The organism is Terrilactibacillus laevilacticus, assembly GCF_006517395.1.
Lineage (GTDB): Bacteria > Bacillota > Bacilli > Bacillales > Sporolactobacillaceae > Terrilactibacillus > Terrilactibacillus laevilacticus.
In genome coordinates this window covers 24,764-41,523 of the sequence record NZ_VDCY01000006.1, presented here as the reverse complement: position 1 = coordinate 41,523, position 16,760 = coordinate 24,764, and the positions used below count along the sequence as shown (strand labels likewise).

Sequence of the window (16,760 nt, the reverse complement as noted above, 5' to 3'; positions counted from 1 at the left end):
TACATAGAGAGTAGGGTACCTATGAATATTCAATCCGTAGAATTAAAGAGATTAGCTTTACCGTTAAAATCTGCCTTTGAGACGAGTTTAGATCGTATGACGAGCAAAGATTTTATTCTAGTTAGTGTTTATGACAAGGATGGATTGGTAGGATATGGTGAGAGTACGGCCCTCGCCTCGCCATTTTATAATGAAGAAACAACGGAAACGGTTTGGTATATGTTAGAAAAATTCCTCATTCCTTTATTATTCCAATCAGATATTCATCATCCCGAAGACATTTTAAAAGAGTTTGCTCCGATTCGCAGGAATAATATGGCAAAATCGGCTCTTGAAGGCGCCGTATGGGACTTATATTGTAAACAGAAGGGCGTATCGCTTGCGTCAATACTTGGAGGACAAAAGGACACGATTGATGTCGGAGTAAGCATTGGTATTGAACCTACTGTCGACTTGCTTCTTGGCAAGGTAGACCAATATCTTAAAGATGGATATAAAAAAATCAAAGTGAAAATCAAGCCAGGTTTTGATGTGAATCCGATTCGTGCCATACGTGAAAAATTCGGCTCGGATGTACCTTTGATGGCAGATGCGAATTCTGCTTATACATTAAAAGATTTACCTATTATGAAGGAACTGGATCAATATGATTTGATGATGATTGAGCAGCCGCTTGCCTATGATGATGTGATCGATCATGCAAAACTACAGAGTGAACTCCAAACGCCAATTTGTTTAGATGAAAGCATTCATTCCGCTGAAGATGCTCGAAAAGCGATTGAGCTTGGCAGCTGCAGGATTATTAATATTAAAATTGGTCGTGTAGGAGGTATTTCTGAAGCGAAGAAAATCCATGACTTATGTAAAGAAAAAGATATTCCTGTGTGGTGCGGGGGTATGCTAGAAAGTGGAGTGGGACGTGCCCATAATATCGCGCTTACGACTCTATCTAACTTTTCAATTCCAGGTGATACCTCTGCTTCTAACCGATATTGGGAAGAAGATATTGTAAGTCCTGAGGTCACTTTATGGAAACCGGGTGTTCTTAAAGTTCCTGAAGGACCAGGAATAGGCTATGAAATAAAGCAAGATACTGTAAATAAATACCTTACGCATAAAAAAGTCTACCGTAATGAAAGGTTTAAGTAGGAGGGGCAAAAATGCGTAAAGGTAGACTACCTTCTACCTTTACCGATAAAATGCGCAGTGAAAAATCATTGTGTTATGACGTGTTGGAGAAATGATTTTAAGGTGTTTGAAAATTAATAGGATTAGGTGGATGAACGATTTTTGTTTATCCACCTTTTTTTGGTATGAAGATCAGAGGTTTTTAATCTTTTGTTTTTGAATAGTCATCGATTAGAGATAGAACCCATTTGCACCATGAAATTTCTTCCTTTTCCATTTGGTGTTTTCTCTTAAAAAAAATGTAGCGGCCGAACTGCTTTGAAGTAATGTCTTTTAATGTTTCTTGATGGTTTTTCTCAATCGCCTGAAGGGTGGCTTCCCGGGAAGTCACTTTTTCTTCAAATATGGCAAGGCGTTTTTCTATCAGTGATTTTGCCGTATTCGTGTCGATCAATTTCATCGCATAAATTTTCATCATGAATTCATCACGAATAATAGGGTCAGGAGATTCAGAAACAATCCAATCTTTAAGGGCTTCTTCTCCCTTTTCAGTAATTGAATAAATTTTTTTATTTGGTTTTCCTATTTGCTCAACATATTCAAAAGATAGCATTTCTTGCTGCTCAAGTTTTGATAATAAAGGGTAGATTTGGCTGTGATTAGCTTTCCAAGAAGCTGCAGCCATAATTTGTACAAGCTCATAACCTGTATAGGGTCTGATACTAATGATTGAAAGCAAGACGTATCCAAGTGTGTTCATATTTCCTCCACTTTAACGACATAAATAGTCTATATAAGTGTTCCATTCAAATTTGTTATCTATTATTATAACATACGGATAGACTCATATGTCCAAATTTATATATGTAAATATTGACGTATTGATGACAATGTTTTATACTTATTCGAGTAAACATATGTAAATATTGATATATACAAATGATCAAACTGAAGGAGTGGAACAATTGAAGTTAACGGAAAGTAAACGTAAGCGAGGGAAAGTGATTACGGTTTTTGCAACATTTCTTGCGTTTATGGGAATAGGGGTTGTGGACCCTATTTTGCCCGTCATTGCTGATCAGATCGGAGCTAGTCATTGGCAGGTAGAGTTGCTCTTTACGGCTTATATTTTTACCATGGCGTTCATGATGCTCCCTGCTGGTCTACTGGCTGGAAAATTTGGCAATAAAGCCATGATGGTTGTTGGTTTATTGATTGTCACGGTTTTTGCGCTATTATGTGGCTTTTCACATACCATTACTGAATTAGCTATCTTTAGAGCAGGTTGGGGACTTGGAAATGCTATGTTTTTTGCAACGGCGATGACTTTACTCATTGCTTTATCGAAAGAAGCGAGTTCAGCCATAGGACTCTATGAAGCTTCTATAGGTCTCGGTATGGCGTTAGGACCTTTGCTTGGTGGTCTTTTAGGTGGTTATACGTGGCGTTATCCTTTTATTGCAACAGGTATTCTTATTTTTATTGCCTTATTATTAGTCAATTTTAACGTGAAAGAACCTAAAGAAAAACAAGCAAAAAAAACTGCTGGAATTAAAGAAATGGCCCATTTAATTACGTATTTACCATTTCTTCTCGTTGCATTATCCGGAATGTTTTATAATTATGGATTTTTTACCGTTTTAGCTTACTCGCCTCTTGTTATTCATTTGTCAGCTATAGAGCTTGGGTTCATATTTTTTGGCTGGGGCCTTTGTCTTGCCTATGGATCCGCCATTTTATCTCATAAGCTAGAAGCAAAATACACGCCAAGATCAATCTTATGCTGGGCATTACCAACATTTGCAATTGTCCTTATTCTTTTATTTGTGATTCATGTGATGTGGATACAAATTGTTCTTGTCATTCTATCTGGTCTAGTTTCTGGGTTAAATAACGCGTTATTCACGACATATGCCATGGAATCTTCACCATATGCACGAAATGTAACGTCTGGTGTTTATAATTTCGTTCGTTGGTTTGGAGCTGGATTAGCGCCAATTTTATCAGGTGTTTTTGGTGAAAAACTATTCTTGCAAGCACCATTTGGAATTTCTGGAATTATCGTCTTTATTGGTTTTCTTTTATTACTTGTTCCAATAAAGAAAGCCTCAACAGTAGAAAATAAGAAAATGATAGATATGGAAGTTTAACTCAATTAAACGATTTAATAAAAATAGAGATTAATTAAAGGAAGAATAAGCATTCCTTTGTTAATCTCTTTTTTTGTGTTAAAAAAATAAAAATAAGGCTACGTTTTGACATTTGACCCCACTGTAATAAAAAAGAAAAGAGAAAGGCCCGCTTTCCTTTTAATGCGGTGGAGTGAGTTAATATTAGTGATTATCAGTATGGCTCATGACCAAAGCTAAAAAATTAAAGAGTCCCCCTCTTGTGTACATTATATAAACAGAAATTAATCGTTTGTTTAATTTATATAATGACATTTATTCTCCGTTCGTTAAAATAATAAATGTAATTATAAGAATAATTGGTTATTTCGAACTTTTAATATTTGTAAAAATTAAAGAACGTGGGGGGAAGCTAGATGTCAGGTAACAGAGAAGACCTCTTTACGGGGGCGATTAGTGAGAAAAGTGAACGTCTGTATAATGAAGATTTGGCTCCTGCAAAAGAGAGAAATTGGAAAGTTTACAGTCTATTTTCCATGTGGATGTCGGATGTCCATAGCATCGGAGCCTATACGTTTGCAGCTGGGTTATTCTTCCTCGGGTTAACAGGATGGCAAGTGCTAATTGCTGAAATCATCGGGGCATTTATTGTTTACTATTTGGCTAATTTAACAGGCGTGGCAGGGACGAAATTAGGTGTACCATATCCCGTTTTATCACGTATATCCTTCGGTGTATTTGGTGGTAACATTCCCGCAATTATTCGCGGCGTGATTGCCGTATTTTGGTACGGTATTCAAACGTACCTGTCCTCGGTTGCTGTAACGGCCATTTTGCTTGTTATATTTCCGAATTTAAAGAGCCTGACAACGCATAGCTTCCTGGGTCTATCACTCCTAGGTTGGGTCGGGTTCCTTTTTCTATGGCTCTTACAAGTCATCATTTTCACCTACGGAATGGAGTTTATTCGTAAATTTGACAACTTCTGTGGACCGGCTGTTTATATTATGATGCTAGTGTTAATCGTTTGGATCGCGGTTAAAGCTGGCGGGAAAATCAATATTGGCACAAGTCCAGTTCATGTTTCAACCGGTCAAGCGGTATTAGCCTTCTTCGGAGCGATTTCGCTCGTCGTCGCCTATTTTTCAACCATCATCTTGAATGTGAGTGATTTTACTCGATTTTCGCCTTCCGTAAAGACAACAAAAGCAGGGAATTTTCTTGGTTTACCAGTAAACTTTACGGCATTTGCTCTTGCCAGCGTGGTTATTACGGCAGGAACCATTACGGTATTTGGGAAAGCAATTACAGATCCCGTTATGCTTGTTCAGAAGATAGATAATCCCTTCTTTTTAGTTGTCGGTGCCGTTGTCTTTATTATTGCGACAATGGGGGTCAACATTGTTGCTAATCTGGTTTCGCCAGCTTATGATTTATCTAATCTCATGCCTAAACATATCGATTTTAAACGCGGGGCATTAATTACATCCATTTTGTCTGTTGTCGTATTACCTTGGAAAATATATGGGAGCCCTATGGCGGTAAACTACTTTCTGGGAAGCCTGGGAGCCATTTTGGGACCTATATTTGCCATTATGATTGTCGACTATTATCTTATTAAAAAAGGGAAAATAGACGTTCACGCCTTATACAAGGAAGACGATTCTGAGCCGTACTGGTATCAAAAAGGGTATAATTCAAAGGCCTTTATTGCTCTTATCATTGGTATCATTATTACAGTTCCTCTAGCCTTAATTCCGACATTTTCCGTTTTAGCCCCTTTCTCTTGGCCGATCGGTGTTGTTTTAACAGGGATTGTCTATTTGGCAGTTGCTAATAAAGAACCATTTGTAACAAAAGAAGCTCATGAAACGATGTGAGGGCATTTCAAATTAAATAAGATAAAAAAAGAGTAAGGATGAAAATATGACATCCTTACTCTTTTTTAGGTTTTATAACGAAATTTCGACTGCATTTCGGTTGATCTAAGTGAATCGTGGTTAGTCACATTTTCATCGTACAATGAATGTAATAGTATTTAAGGATATGTTTGGTGAAGAAGTGCAATCTCCAGAGTGAGTAGATGCAATCGGGGGAGTGAGTGGTATTCGATGTCTAATTAGGAGGAAGGTTATGTTTCAACAGTCGTATGTGGTTATTATTATCGTTGGTCTTATATTATTTAGTATTTTTAGACGTATTCGTCGAAATATTGGTTGGCAACCGTTAAATGCTAGAAAACTATTATTAAGAACAATTATGTTCGGTATTATTGGGTTGGTATTCTTTTCTGAGAGTATTTTCCATCCCGTCATCATTATATCAGACGTTAGTGGAATCGTGATCGGTATGATTCTTTCCTACTATAGTATGGTTGTGACACGTTTTGAACAGCGAGAGGGTCAGTGGTTCTATTTTCCAAGTACTTGGATTGGCAGCTTTGTCATAGCCATTTTCTTTGGACGAATGATCTATCGTGTGTATCAGTTGTTTGAGATGAAAGGAACGATAAGTCAAATAAATGGAGTGGAAGCCAAAGATTTACAACGTTATTATATGGGGGATTCATGGGCAGCCGGAATTTTACTGATTATATTCAGTTATTATATTAGCTATTACATCCATCTATTACGTAAACAGAAACGTTTATCACAGGTTGGAGAATTATTAGATTAAGATGATATGAAGCATGATAATTTATATACGATTATTTAAAAAAAGACCTTGTGGAATGTCTATCAACAAGGTCTTTCTTAGACTATTCACTCTTTAGTTTAATGAAAAAGGACACAACCCATCCAATACCTAATAACATGGCTAAGGTTTCAAAGGTCAAAATATAACTACCTGTGCTCAATAAATGTATTGTGATGACAGGTCCAAGAGTAGCCCCAATAAAAAGGATAAAACTATATAGAGAAACAGCCGCTCCACGATAAGCCCCTCCAAGCTGTCCCACTAAAGAAATAAGAGTAGGGACACAAATTGCAATACCTGAAACGAAAATGACGCTCATGGCAATCATAAAGATAAGATTTGTGCCTAAACCTATAAAGGCAAGACCGATGACAGCAAGAAACAATCCACCATTCAATACTTTTGTACTACCAAAACGAGACACTAATCGTCCAGCAAAAGGGGATAATAACATCCCAAGGATCCCAGCAGATCTAATATATAAAATGTTTTGGTTATTTAGATGATAAGGCGAATGGCTTAAATAGCTTCCTAAAGCCGTATACATGCCCACGAAAGAGAGTAAGAGCATGACAGTGATGAGATAACATAAAATGAGTGACCTACGAGTAAGTAATTTTCCCATGCTAATATAGAGTGTTAAAAGCGGGGTAGTCTTTCTCGTTTCGTGGCTTTGTGGTGTCAAGAAGACAACAATGAGCATGGTCATGAAGTAAACAGCTCCAAGAATATAAAAGACATATCGCCAACCCAATGTTTGACTGATGACACCACTCATGACTTGCCCTGCAATACCAGCCATTAAAAATCCAGAACTAATGAATCCTATTGTTGTAACCCTTTTGGCTATTGGGAACATTTCAGCAGCATACGCAAGCATTGATAGAGGAACGATCGCTGCTGCCATTCCTTGAATTCCGCGGGTTAATATAATAAACGGAAGGCTATTCATTAACCCAATAATAGGGGTAACAATCGAAAGGCTTATTAAGCCAATGAGCATCACGCGTTTGCTCCCAATTCTTTCAAGCAAAGGACCAAAAATCAAAAAGCTCATAGCATAAAATAATGAGAAGGCACTACTGACCCATGTCGCTTGTGATAAAGAGACATGAAATGAATTTGAAAATAGGTTTACTAAAGGGATCGTTATATAGAGTCCTGATACAACAACCAACCCACACCAAAATAGAACCAAGGTTATCATTGAATAACTTTTATTTGTAGAAACTTGATTTAATTGACGAGCGGTTTCCTCCATCAAAATTCACGCCTTTCTTTGTAATTCATCTTTTACATCAGGGAATACGGCTAGAAAGTTGCATAATCCTCCAGCTGGAATGGTTAGCATCATGGCTTCTTGAATTTCTTCTTTTGTTGCACCAGCCTCAAGCGCTTTATGGATATGGACTCGAATGGCGGGTGCATATCGTACAGTTGTCAATATACCAAGGTATATAAGTTGTTTTGTTTTTTCATTTAATGCTTTTCCAGCGACAGTGTTGAATAATTCTCCAAATAGAGAACCTGACTCAGGAAATTCTTTTTTAAATTCTTCAAAAGCTGGATTTTTGACCATGTTTTATTGCTCCTTTTGAATAACTTTTGTGATTTTATTTTTATTTGAAAAATTTGGATCAAGTAGCCACTCATGCCGGCTTATACCAATTAGATATACACATCGTCTAATCGTAATTTTGCTGGAAGCATATTTACAAGATGAATCCTAACATCAGTTAAACCTTATAGAGGTTGTTCAAAAAGTCAACAAATGATAAGCTACGAATTCTCGACGCCCGCTCGTTTTTCCGGTCCTCATGTAGTAAATTAAAGAGGATCTTCAACTAAAATCGCTCACGTCCTGTGGCGGGCGCCTGAAGCTACCACATCATGTGGAATGCCGGTCCTCAAAACAGCGCCGCCTTGATCTTCTTGCTTCTAATTTATCACCTTTTTGAACACGCACTTATATTGATTTTTGTTTTTTATTTCATCAATACCCTCCCATACTTTGAATAACTAGCATAAATAATGTTACTAATTTTCATATGTTGTTAGTATATTACCTAGATTGTAATCTATTTACGTAAAAAGTCAATTAATTAAACTCGTGTGATTTGTCAATGATGTTCAATTGGCGTAAAATACTTACAGAAACAATGGGTTCGGAGGTTAATGTGATGACGAATAACAATACATCGAATGATGTTTTATTAGACTTTGATTTGTTAAGCCGATTAGTTGTCGGAATAGGTGAAGTATCAGATATGACAAGCATTCCGAGACGTAAAATTCGTTATTGGGAGGAAAAAGGCATTATTCAATCTGAAAAGGATGCTGAAGGATCTACTCGAAGATATAATTATATTAACATCAAGAAAGTCCTATTAATAAAAGAGCTATTAGAGGATGGCTATACTCTTGATGCTGCTGCCCAAAAAGTTGAACTAAGAATGAAGAGTATGAATGAAACGTTTAGACAACTGGCTAAATTCATAGATAAAGATCTACCAACCAATGATCAAAAAGAATGAAAAGAAGGGCTACATCTCGATTCAATATTATATTATATTAGATTAATAAACATGAACTTTCGGGGGGAGAGTAGAATATGCTAGACAATATTACTTTTCGGGATGCACAGTTAAGCGATTTACAAGAGATTGTGGATATTTATAATTCAACCATTTCTAGCCGGATGGTTACAGCTGATTTAGAGCCAGTGACTGTAGATAACAGAAAACCATGGTTTGAGGAACATTCGCCAGACTTAAGGCCTCTTTGGGTTTTTGAAATGAAAGGAAAAATATGTGGATGGCTGAGTTTTCAATCCTTTTATGGCAGACCGGCGTATAACGGTACAGCTGAAATCAGTATATATATTCATGAAAATTATCGAGGCAAAAAGTTAGGCCAGTATATTGTTCAGGAAGCGATGAAGGCTTGTCCAAGACTAAAAATAAAGACATTACTCTGTTTTATCTTTGGTCATAATGAGCCTAGTCTGCGTTTGTTTAACAAATTTGGTTTTGAAGAGTGGGCGAACTTACCTAAAGTCGCAGAACTTGATGGCATTGAGCGAGATTTAATTATACTCGGTAAACGTATTTTACATTCGTGAGTAATTTAGGTTAACTCAATTAAATTTTCAATTCACTATTGTGTAAATAGACCTCGTGGGATATGTTATTCTAAGAGGTTTTTGTTATATTCTAGTCAATAGTAAAGCGAGAAATGAGTGAACGTATTGATATTTATTGAAGTGATCTTGCCGGTGATTCTGATTTTTCTTAGTGGTTATATCGTTCAAAAAATTTTTAAATTGGATATTAAACCGATATCCACGATTGTCATTTATATCTTAATGCCAGCCCTTGTTTTTCAAACGTTTTATACAACCCCATTGAATAGTGGATTATTTTATATCGTGGTTACATCAATACTCATCTTTTTAGCCTTGGCCATCGTGATCATCTTATTATCAAGATTCACTAAACAAGACTTGGAACAAGAAAATGCCTTGATGCTGACAGCTGCTTTTGCTAATAGTGGCAATTATGGAGCTCCAATTGTTTTATTTGCGTTTGGTCAAGCCGGAATGAATTATGCCATTCCTTTAATGGTTTTTCATTCTATATTAATGAGTGTTTTTGGAATTTATTTTGCGGCACGAGGTCAAGCTGGTATAAAGGTCGCTATAAAGGCCGTATTAAAACAGCCGACAAACTATGCTATTATTCCGGCCATACTCCTTCAAGAATTTAATATTAAAATACCTATACACTATTATGAAAGCATCACATTAATTGGGAATTGTGCGATACCTATAGTTATGGTCATATTAGGTATGCAGCTTGCAGATGTAAAGGCGAAGAACGTAGATTGGAAAAGTATTAGTCTTGCAACAGTGATACGACTCGTCCTTTCACCCATCATCGCGTATGTCATATGTCTTTTTTTTCCACTCGATCCCTTGCTGCAAAAAGTCATTGTCATTATGGCAGCCATGCCTACGGCAGCAACGACAGCTATGTACGCCATTCAATTTAATACAAAACCGCAATTTGTATCTAGTGGCACTCTTGTGACAACCTTATTAAGTTTCGCGACACTCACAGCCTTGTTAACTATTTTACATTAATCGTTGATCAAATAGTGAACCCAAACTAATCGTTAGATGTATTAAGGTAAAAGTATTTGCGGTGAATAAACAATCACTTAAAAGATAATAAGAGGTGTTAAACGGAAGAAAGAGAAAATTACTTTGGTAGCTTAAATTTGGACAGATTTACTAATTTTTGATTAAATAATAATGACCCCTTTCCTTTTCATCTAACTAGAATTCAACAAAACATCAACGTTTGATTTATAAAGGAATAAAATGACTTTTATACACAAAACCTATGACAAGGAGGATTTAGTCAAGTGAGTGGGAGTTTTCTTTATTCCCTTGATTGTTCTTACAGGCAGTCATCTCTTCCCAATGCATCTTCAATTCCTTTTAACCCCTTAAATGGGAGGGCTTACTTCCTGTTAAGCGGGTAAAAATAATGGACTGCTAAAATACAAAATAAAAATATATGCACGGAGGACTACATGGAAGCAAAAATCAATTCAAAGGCCATATTAATCACGTTTATGATTGGTGCTTTTTTCTCTATATTAAATGAAACTTTGCTTAATATTGCGCTTACAGAACTTATGAATGTATTTCATGTCGATGCGCCAACAGTACAATGGCTAGCCACAGGATTTATGCTCATTATGGGTGTGTTAATGCCGGTCTCTGCTCTTTTAATTCAATCGTTTACGACAAGACGTATGTTCATTGGTGTTATGAGCATATTCCTTATTGGGACGATTATCGCCGCTTGTGCAGTTAACTTTCCTATGCTATTAACTGGTCGAATGATTCAAGCGGTTGGAACTGGACTGTTAATACCAGTCATCATGAATACCTTACTATTATTATATCCACCTGAAGTTCGTGGTAAAATTATGGGTACATTTGGGTTAGTTATTATGTTCGCCCCTGCTATTGGACCAACATTATCAGGAGTCATTGTTGATACTTTGGGTTGGCGCTGGCTATTTATCTCGGTTATTCCGTTTGTCGTATTTTCCATTCTTTTTGCTTTGAAGTATTTGCAAAATGTCGGTGAAGTAACGAATCCAAAAGTAGATATTCTATCTATATTACTCTCGACGATTGGGATTGGTGGATTGGTATATGGATTCAGTAGTGCTGGTGAAAATGAAGAAGGATTTTTATCGATTTCTATTTTGACTTTTATCTTTGTCGGTGTCTTAAGTTTATTGTTTTTCGTTTTGCGCCAGTTGAAGTTAGAGGAGCCATTATTGGATGTTCGAGTCTTTAAATATAAAAATTATGCCTTAGGTGTCATTTTGTTTGTGATTGTGGTTATGGCCATGTTCGCATCTGAAATCGTGATGCCCATGTATTTACAAGGACCACTAGGATATACTGCGAAGGTGGCTGGGTTGATCCTTCTTCCAGGTGCACTACTGAATGGTCTCATGTCACCATTAATGGGGATGCTCTTTGATAAAGTGGGCCCAAGTAAATTAATCATTCCGGGTACGATCATTATAACAGGTGTCATGATTTTTTATAGTAATATTAATCCTTCTATCCCTCTTTGGGCCTTTATTCTCGTGTATATTGTGTTAATGTTATCTGTTTCAGCTATTATGATGCCTTCCCAGACGAATGGATTAAATGAATTACCAAAGCATTTATATCCGCATGGCACAGCGATTGCTAATACATTGCAACCCGTCTCGGGAGCTCTTGGTGTTTCTATTTTTGTTAGTATTTTAACAGGCCGTAGTAAACACTACTTGGAGGAACAATCTGGACCACCTACAGAGGGTGTCGTGAACCAAGCCATGACTTATGGGGTGCATCATGCTTATTGGTTTGCCCTAGGGTTATGTGTAGTCGCCTTTATTATTGCCGTTTTTATTAGAAAAGCAATTTCGCCCGACGCTAAAGAAAGCGAAAGTAAGGTTTCTTAATAGTAATATATAGAGCCACATTTCCCATGGGAATGTGGCTTTACGATTCAATACCGTAAAATCTCAATATTTAATGCCAAAGTCACAGCTTCCTTGGTCATTGGTTCCTCGGCAAGGATTGAAGAAAAGCCAAGCTAAAGATTGATATAGCAATAGAAGGTTTCAGTCCAATTTCTCCCGAAGTGATACTAGAATTACATGAACGGATAGAAGAGTCAACCATTCCTTATCGTGTTGAAATCGTTCAACTTGAAAATGCGAGTGCCGCCCTAAACCAGAATATCTGCTTGATTTCTTATAGAGCCTTTGTTACAATCACTATTAATCTTTCTAGGAAAATATGTCATTTTTTGTTGGTATTGATGGATTAATAGAAAGAAAAAAAGTATAAAGAAGGGTTAAGTATGAAAATAGCCATAGCAGGATCTGGAGCCATGGGGTTAAGATATGGCGTTTTATTACAAGAGGTAGGAAATGACGTTCACTTTTTGGATACGTGGGATGAAAATCTTGCAGCCATTAAGAAGAATCATGGCGTGAAGGTTTGGCGAGATGGTGAAAACCCACGTATGGTTAAAGTGAATGTCTGCAGGCCTGAAGAATTCAACGAAAAAGTAGATTTAATCATCGTCTTTGTTAAAGACATGCACACAGATGAGATGATGAATAAATGTAAGCATTTGATTGATGAAGACACTTACGTTTTAACCAATCAAAATGGTATTGGTAGTGTTGAAGTGATTGAGAAATATGTTAATAAAAATCGCATTATTGCAGGGACAGCCGTCATTGCAACGGTATTAAATGGACCTGGTGATGTTGATTTTATTGGAAAAAGAGGGGCTGGATCAGTCAATCTTGTTAATGTAACTGAAAAACCAGATTCGTTCACATATAAATTAGTTGAAGAAATGAAGAAAGCTCAAATGAATCCTGCCCTTAAAACAAACTATAAGGGCACACTTTGGACAAAACTTTTCTTGAATGCTGTAGCCAATACATTATGCACATTAATGAACATTACGATGGGGACCTTTGCTGCTTATTCTAATAGCAAGGAACTTACTGAGCGAATTGTCTATGAAGCCTATCGGGTTGCAGAAGCTGATGGAGTGAAACTAGAGCAAACACGTGAGGAAATTGTTGAGCATATTTTGTATGTCTCAAAATATGGAAACCCATTGCATTATCCATCCATGCACCAAGATATGAGTACGGGTCGCCCAACAGAGGTTGATTATATCAATGGTGCTATCGTAAAAACGGCCAAAAAACATGGACTAGAAGCACCGACGAGTGCATTGCTAGTTGATTTAGTGCATTTGAGAGAGGAAATGAGAGAAAGTAAAGTACTAATAGAGGTTGTTCAAAAAGTCACCAAATGATAAGCTACGAATCTCGGCGCCCGCTTGTTTTTCCGGTCCTCATGTAGCAAAAACCTACATTCTGGTCCTCAAAACAGCGCCGCCTTGATCTTCTTGCTTCTAATTTGCCACCTTTTTGAACACGTATTAATATAGTATTGTTTAATGATGAGAATAGCTATGGGAGACCATAACTATTCTCTTTTTTTATCTCAAAAGGGAGAAATATTTTGTCGTTTTTATGTTTATTTTCTGAAATACTATTAAAAATACTTGGAAATCTGACAATAAACGGGTTATAATTAATTATTATAAAATTCAAAATCCATCTTCAGCATCTAAAAAATAAAACTTTTAATTGATGCATAAAGTGGTAATCAAACTGGGAGGCAATTCACAATGAAGAAGTTTTCTGCTTTAGCTTTTATTTTAGCCATTATTTTAATTCTATCAGCTTGTGGAACAAATCAAGATAGTAGTGGAGATTCAAAAAAAGGTGGTTCAGAACCTAAGAAAACGTTAAAAGTGGGTACGGATGCTTCGTATGCACCATTTGAATACATGGATAAAGGTAAAATTACGGGTTTTGATGTTGATTTTCTTAAAGCAGTCATGAAAGAAGCTGGCTATAAATACAATCTCGTTAATGTTGGATGGGACCCATTGTTTGTTGAACTTAAAAATAAAACATCTGATTTAGGCATTTCTGCTATCACCATTAACGATGAAAGAAAGCAAACTTATGACTTTTCTAAAGCCTATTTCTTATCAACGAATGAAATTCTTGTACCTGAAAATAGCAAGATTGAGTCCGCTGCGGATTTAAAAGATAAAACCATTGCAGTACAAAGTGGAACAACAGGTCAAGAAGCAGTAGAAAAATTAGTAGGGAAGAATAACAAAAATATCAAAAAATTCAAACAAAATACACTGGCTATTCAAGAACTTATTCATGGCGGCGCTGATGCTGTTGTTGCCGACAATACAGTAGTAGAAAACTATGCAAAAAACAATCCAAATCAAAAGCTAAAGGTTATTGCGGACAAAAAAGCATTTGCACCAGAGTATTATGGTCTCATGTTCCCTAAAGGGAGCAAGCTAAAACCTACTTTTGATAAAGCAATCGAAACATTATACGATAACGGCACGTATGAAAAAATTTATGAAAATTGGTTTAAAGTAAAACCAGACGTAGCCAACTTAAAAGCTCAAAAGTAAGAGGTATGAACTTATAAATAGTGAAATTGCGTAACTCTAACTTAAGTGTTACGCAATTTTTTTCATTTAAGGAGGGACACTAATGGATTTTCGTTTGGACATTATTGTTGAGTATGCGCCCTTTTTACTAAAAGGAACATTACTCACACTCGGCCTGTCTATTTCAGGGGTTTTGATCGGAACAATTTTAGGTTTATTCATAGGGTTAGGAAAAATAATAAGAAATAGAATTATATCCTCACCATTTGTGTGTTATATTGCCTTTTTTCGAGGGACTCCTCTATTTGTTCAAGTATTAATTGTTCATTTTGGTGTCGTGCCATTATTTATTCACGAAACAAACGGGATAGTAGCAGGAATTATTGCCTTATCGTTGAATTCAGCCGCTTATGTTGCTGAAATTTTCCGATCTGGAATTCAATCCATTGACAAAGGGCAAATGGAAGCCTCACGATCTTTAGGTATGACTCATGTTCAAGCTATGAAGTATGTTATTTTGCCGCAGGCTTTTAAAAGGATTATTCCACCTCTTGGGAATGAATTTATTGCTCTCTTAAAAGATTCATCGATCGTCTCAGTTGTAGCTGCACCAGAACTAATGTATTGGGCAACAGCTATGAATACTCAATATGGAAGAGTTTGGGAGCCCTATCTTACGGCTTCACTTATCTATCTAGTTCTAACACTCGTTCTAAGCTTCTTATTAAATCGACTTGAAAGAAGGTTGGCTACAGAATGATAAAAGTTGAGCAATTAAAGAAATCATTTGGTGAAAATGAAGTCTTAAAGAACATCAATGTAGAGGTTAAAAGCCGGGAAGTCGTTGTTGTCATTGGTCCTTCAGGTTCGGGTAAGTCGACTTTTCTAAGATGTATCAACCGTTTAGAGAGTATTACAGAGGGGCGCATCTATATCGAAGGGGTGGATATTACAGATAAAACAACGGATATCAATCAGGTTAGAACTGAAGTTGGTATGGTGTTCCAACAATTTAATTTATTTCCGCATAAAACCGTCATAGAAAACATTATGCTATCACCAATTAAGGTTAGAAAAGTTGCAAAGGATCAAGCAAGAGAAAAAGGTATGGAGTTATTAAGGAAAGTTGGATTAGAAGATAAAGCAAATGTTTATCCAGATTCTTTATCCGGTGGACAAAAACAACGCATTGCGATAGCGAGAGCACTTGCGATGGAGCCTAAAATTATGTTGTTTGATGAGCCTACATCGGCTCTTGACCCCGAAATGGTTGGTGAAGTGCTAGAAGTCATGAAGCAGTTAGCTAAGGAAGGTATGACCATGATCGTTGTAACCCATGAAATGGGATTTGCTCGAGAGGTGGGCGATCGTGTAATTTTCATGGACGGCGGTTACATTGTTGAGGAAAATGTACCAAGTGAGATTTTTACAAATCCAAAAGAAGAAAGAACAAAGTCCTTTTTAAGTAAAGTGTTGTAAATATTATGTTAATGTAAAAACAATTAATATCGGATATGACATGAAACATGGATGCGTCGTCGACTATAATTTAAAGGATTACGAAGAATAGTTGAAAGGAAATAGTTAGTTTTACAAATTTATAGAATCGAATTAGCCCGAGTGGATGAAATTATTTCTTCTATTCGGGATTTTTTATTTGTATTGATATAAAGCTGACCAGCAATAATGATATTTTAGTACTAAAGGAAGCTAATTTTATTAGGTGATTATGTCTTAATACTAATACTAAATAACTATTGTTACGACTAGTTACAGGACTAATTACCACTTTTTATAAAATAAAAAGGGATTTGGTAAATATAACTAGAAATAATAGATCAATAGTTGAATATTTTTACAGATGAGAAGATTAAAAATATATCTGTATAAACTCAACTTGGCTTTGATTATGCCCTTGACTGTGATTTTCTTTATTGATGGCTATGTTAATGAATCATGATGATAAACACGGTATTTGATTCATTCCTGTAAATAAGACTTTATGAGGTTGTTCAAAAAGTCACCAAATGATAAGCTACGAATCCTCGGCGCCCGCTTGTTTTTCCGGTCCTCATGTAGCGGATACAAGAGGATCGCTGGCTAAAACCGCTCACGTCCTGTGGCTGGTGCCTGAAGCTACCACAACGCGAGGAATGCCGGTCCTGGGGAACTGCGGCCGCCTTGATCTTCTTGCTTCTAATTTGTC

General features: G+C 36.5%; 15 protein-coding genes. 12 read left to right on the top strand and 3 right to left on the bottom strand.

What is annotated here, in order from left to right; all coding sequences use genetic code 11:
* The first annotated feature begins 21 nt into the window (after positions 1 to 21).
* Positions 22 to 1,149 carry an o-succinylbenzoate synthase gene (gene menC / locus FG390_RS08815; RefSeq protein ID WP_141190687.1) on the top strand — a complete coding sequence of 376 codons (1,128 nt, stop codon included), beginning with the start codon at positions 22 to 24 and terminating at the stop codon, positions 1,147 to 1,149.
* Between the two features lie 181 nt (positions 1,150 to 1,330).
* Here menC and FG390_RS08810 read toward each other — a convergent pair whose 3' ends face one another.
* Positions 1,331 to 1,888, bottom strand: coding sequence for a PadR family transcriptional regulator (locus FG390_RS08810; RefSeq protein ID WP_141190686.1), 558 nt, complete (start codon positions 1,886 to 1,888; stop codon positions 1,331 to 1,333).
* A gap of 205 nt (positions 1,889 to 2,093) precedes the next feature.
* Here FG390_RS08810 and FG390_RS08805 point away from each other — a divergent pair, with 205 nt between their 5' ends.
* The 3 genes from FG390_RS08805 (at position 2,094) to FG390_RS08795 (ending at position 5,933) form a co-directional block, all read left to right on the top strand.
* Positions 2,094 to 3,278 (top strand): MFS transporter, encoded by a 1,185-nt coding sequence (locus tag FG390_RS08805; RefSeq protein ID WP_141190685.1) that lies wholly within the window; start codon positions 2,094 to 2,096, stop codon positions 3,276 to 3,278.
* A 395-nt stretch (positions 3,279 to 3,673) separates the two neighbouring features.
* Entirely contained in the window at positions 3,674 to 5,137 is a 1,464-nt protein-coding gene (locus FG390_RS08800) for an NCS1 family nucleobase:cation symporter-1 (protein WP_141190684.1), read from the top strand.
* 253 nt (positions 5,138 to 5,390) lie between these two features.
* Positions 5,391 to 5,933, top strand: a complete 543-nt coding sequence (locus tag FG390_RS08795) for a CcdC protein domain-containing protein (RefSeq protein ID WP_141190683.1) — start codon at positions 5,391 to 5,393, stop codon at positions 5,931 to 5,933.
* Positions 5,934 to 6,015: 82 nt separating this feature from the next.
* On the opposite strand, the gene FG390_RS08790 is transcribed toward FG390_RS08795, so the two are convergent.
* Positions 6,016 to 7,215, bottom strand: a complete 1,200-nt coding sequence (locus FG390_RS08790; RefSeq protein WP_141190682.1) for an MFS transporter — start codon at positions 7,213 to 7,215, stop codon at positions 6,016 to 6,018.
* A gap of 6 nt (positions 7,216 to 7,221) precedes the next feature.
* Positions 7,222 to 7,533, bottom strand: a complete 312-nt coding sequence (locus FG390_RS08785) for a carboxymuconolactone decarboxylase family protein (RefSeq protein ID WP_141190681.1) — start codon at positions 7,531 to 7,533, stop codon at positions 7,222 to 7,224.
* A gap of 601 nt (positions 7,534 to 8,134) precedes the next feature.
* On the opposite strand from FG390_RS08785, the gene FG390_RS08780 reads away from it, so the two are divergent.
* From FG390_RS08780 to FG390_RS08745, 8 genes are all read left to right on the top strand, one after another.
* Positions 8,135 to 8,488 carry a MerR family transcriptional regulator gene (locus tag FG390_RS08780; protein ID WP_141190680.1) on the top strand — a complete coding sequence of 118 codons (354 nt, stop codon included), beginning with the start codon at positions 8,135 to 8,137 and terminating at the stop codon, positions 8,486 to 8,488.
* Between the two features lie 77 nt (positions 8,489 to 8,565).
* Positions 8,566 to 9,075, top strand: coding sequence for a GNAT family N-acetyltransferase (locus FG390_RS08775; protein ID WP_141190679.1), 510 nt, complete (start codon positions 8,566 to 8,568; stop codon positions 9,073 to 9,075).
* 126 nt (positions 9,076 to 9,201) lie between these two features.
* Positions 9,202 to 10,095 (top strand): AEC family transporter, encoded by an 894-nt coding sequence (locus tag FG390_RS08770; protein ID WP_141190781.1) that lies wholly within the window; start codon positions 9,202 to 9,204, stop codon positions 10,093 to 10,095.
* A gap of 455 nt (positions 10,096 to 10,550) precedes the next feature.
* A complete protein-coding gene (locus FG390_RS08765) occupies positions 10,551 to 11,993 on the top strand; it encodes an MDR family MFS transporter (protein ID WP_141190678.1) in 1,443 nt (480 codons plus the stop codon).
* Positions 11,994 to 12,397: 404 nt separating this feature from the next.
* The gene (locus FG390_RS08760; protein ID WP_141190677.1) at positions 12,398 to 13,378 is read left to right on the top strand and encodes a ketopantoate reductase family protein; all 981 of its coding nucleotides are present in this window, start codon (positions 12,398 to 12,400) and stop codon (positions 13,376 to 13,378) included.
* Between the two features lie 378 nt (positions 13,379 to 13,756).
* Complete coding sequence (locus FG390_RS08755) at positions 13,757 to 14,575, top strand: basic amino acid ABC transporter substrate-binding protein (protein WP_141190676.1); 819 nt, start codon at positions 13,757 to 13,759, stop codon at positions 14,573 to 14,575.
* An 82-nt stretch (positions 14,576 to 14,657) separates the two neighbouring features.
* Entirely contained in the window at positions 14,658 to 15,314 is a 657-nt protein-coding gene (locus FG390_RS08750) for an amino acid ABC transporter permease (RefSeq protein ID WP_141190675.1), read from the top strand.
* A complete protein-coding gene (locus tag FG390_RS08745; protein ID WP_141190674.1) occupies positions 15,311 to 16,033 on the top strand; it encodes an amino acid ABC transporter ATP-binding protein in 723 nt (240 codons plus the stop codon). The genes FG390_RS08750 and FG390_RS08745 overlap by 4 nt, the downstream gene beginning before the upstream one ends.
* The last annotated feature ends 727 nt before the right edge of the window (positions 16,034 to 16,760 follow it).

Excerpts from the sequence above, each read along its gene's own strand:
- menC (WP_141190687.1), top strand. The coding sequence starts at position 22 with ATGAATATTCAATCCGTAGAATTAAAGAGATTAGCTTTACCGTTAAAA.
- FG390_RS08810 (WP_141190686.1), bottom strand. The coding sequence starts at position 1,888 with ATGAACACACTTGGATACGTCTTGCTTTCAATCATTAGTATCAGACCC.
- FG390_RS08800 (WP_141190684.1), top strand. The coding sequence starts at position 3,674 with ATGTCAGGTAACAGAGAAGACCTCTTTACGGGGGCGATTAGTGAGAAA.
- FG390_RS08795 (WP_141190683.1), top strand. The coding sequence starts at position 5,391 with ATGTTTCAACAGTCGTATGTGGTTATTATTATCGTTGGTCTTATATTA.
- FG390_RS08790 (WP_141190682.1), bottom strand. The coding sequence starts at position 7,215 with ATGGAGGAAACCGCTCGTCAATTAAATCAAGTTTCTACAAATAAAAGT.
- FG390_RS08785 (WP_141190681.1), bottom strand. The coding sequence starts at position 7,533 with ATGGTCAAAAATCCAGCTTTTGAAGAATTTAAAAAAGAATTTCCTGAG.
- FG390_RS08780 (WP_141190680.1), top strand. The coding sequence starts at position 8,135 with ATGACGAATAACAATACATCGAATGATGTTTTATTAGACTTTGATTTG.
- FG390_RS08775 (WP_141190679.1), top strand. The coding sequence starts at position 8,566 with ATGCTAGACAATATTACTTTTCGGGATGCACAGTTAAGCGATTTACAA.
- FG390_RS08765 (WP_141190678.1), top strand. The coding sequence starts at position 10,551 with ATGGAAGCAAAAATCAATTCAAAGGCCATATTAATCACGTTTATGATT.
- FG390_RS08760 (WP_141190677.1), top strand. The coding sequence starts at position 12,398 with ATGAAAATAGCCATAGCAGGATCTGGAGCCATGGGGTTAAGATATGGC.
- FG390_RS08755 (WP_141190676.1), top strand. The coding sequence starts at position 13,757 with ATGAAGAAGTTTTCTGCTTTAGCTTTTATTTTAGCCATTATTTTAATT.
- FG390_RS08750 (WP_141190675.1), top strand. The coding sequence starts at position 14,658 with ATGGATTTTCGTTTGGACATTATTGTTGAGTATGCGCCCTTTTTACTA.
- FG390_RS08745 (WP_141190674.1), top strand. The coding sequence starts at position 15,311 with ATGATAAAAGTTGAGCAATTAAAGAAATCATTTGGTGAAAATGAAGTC.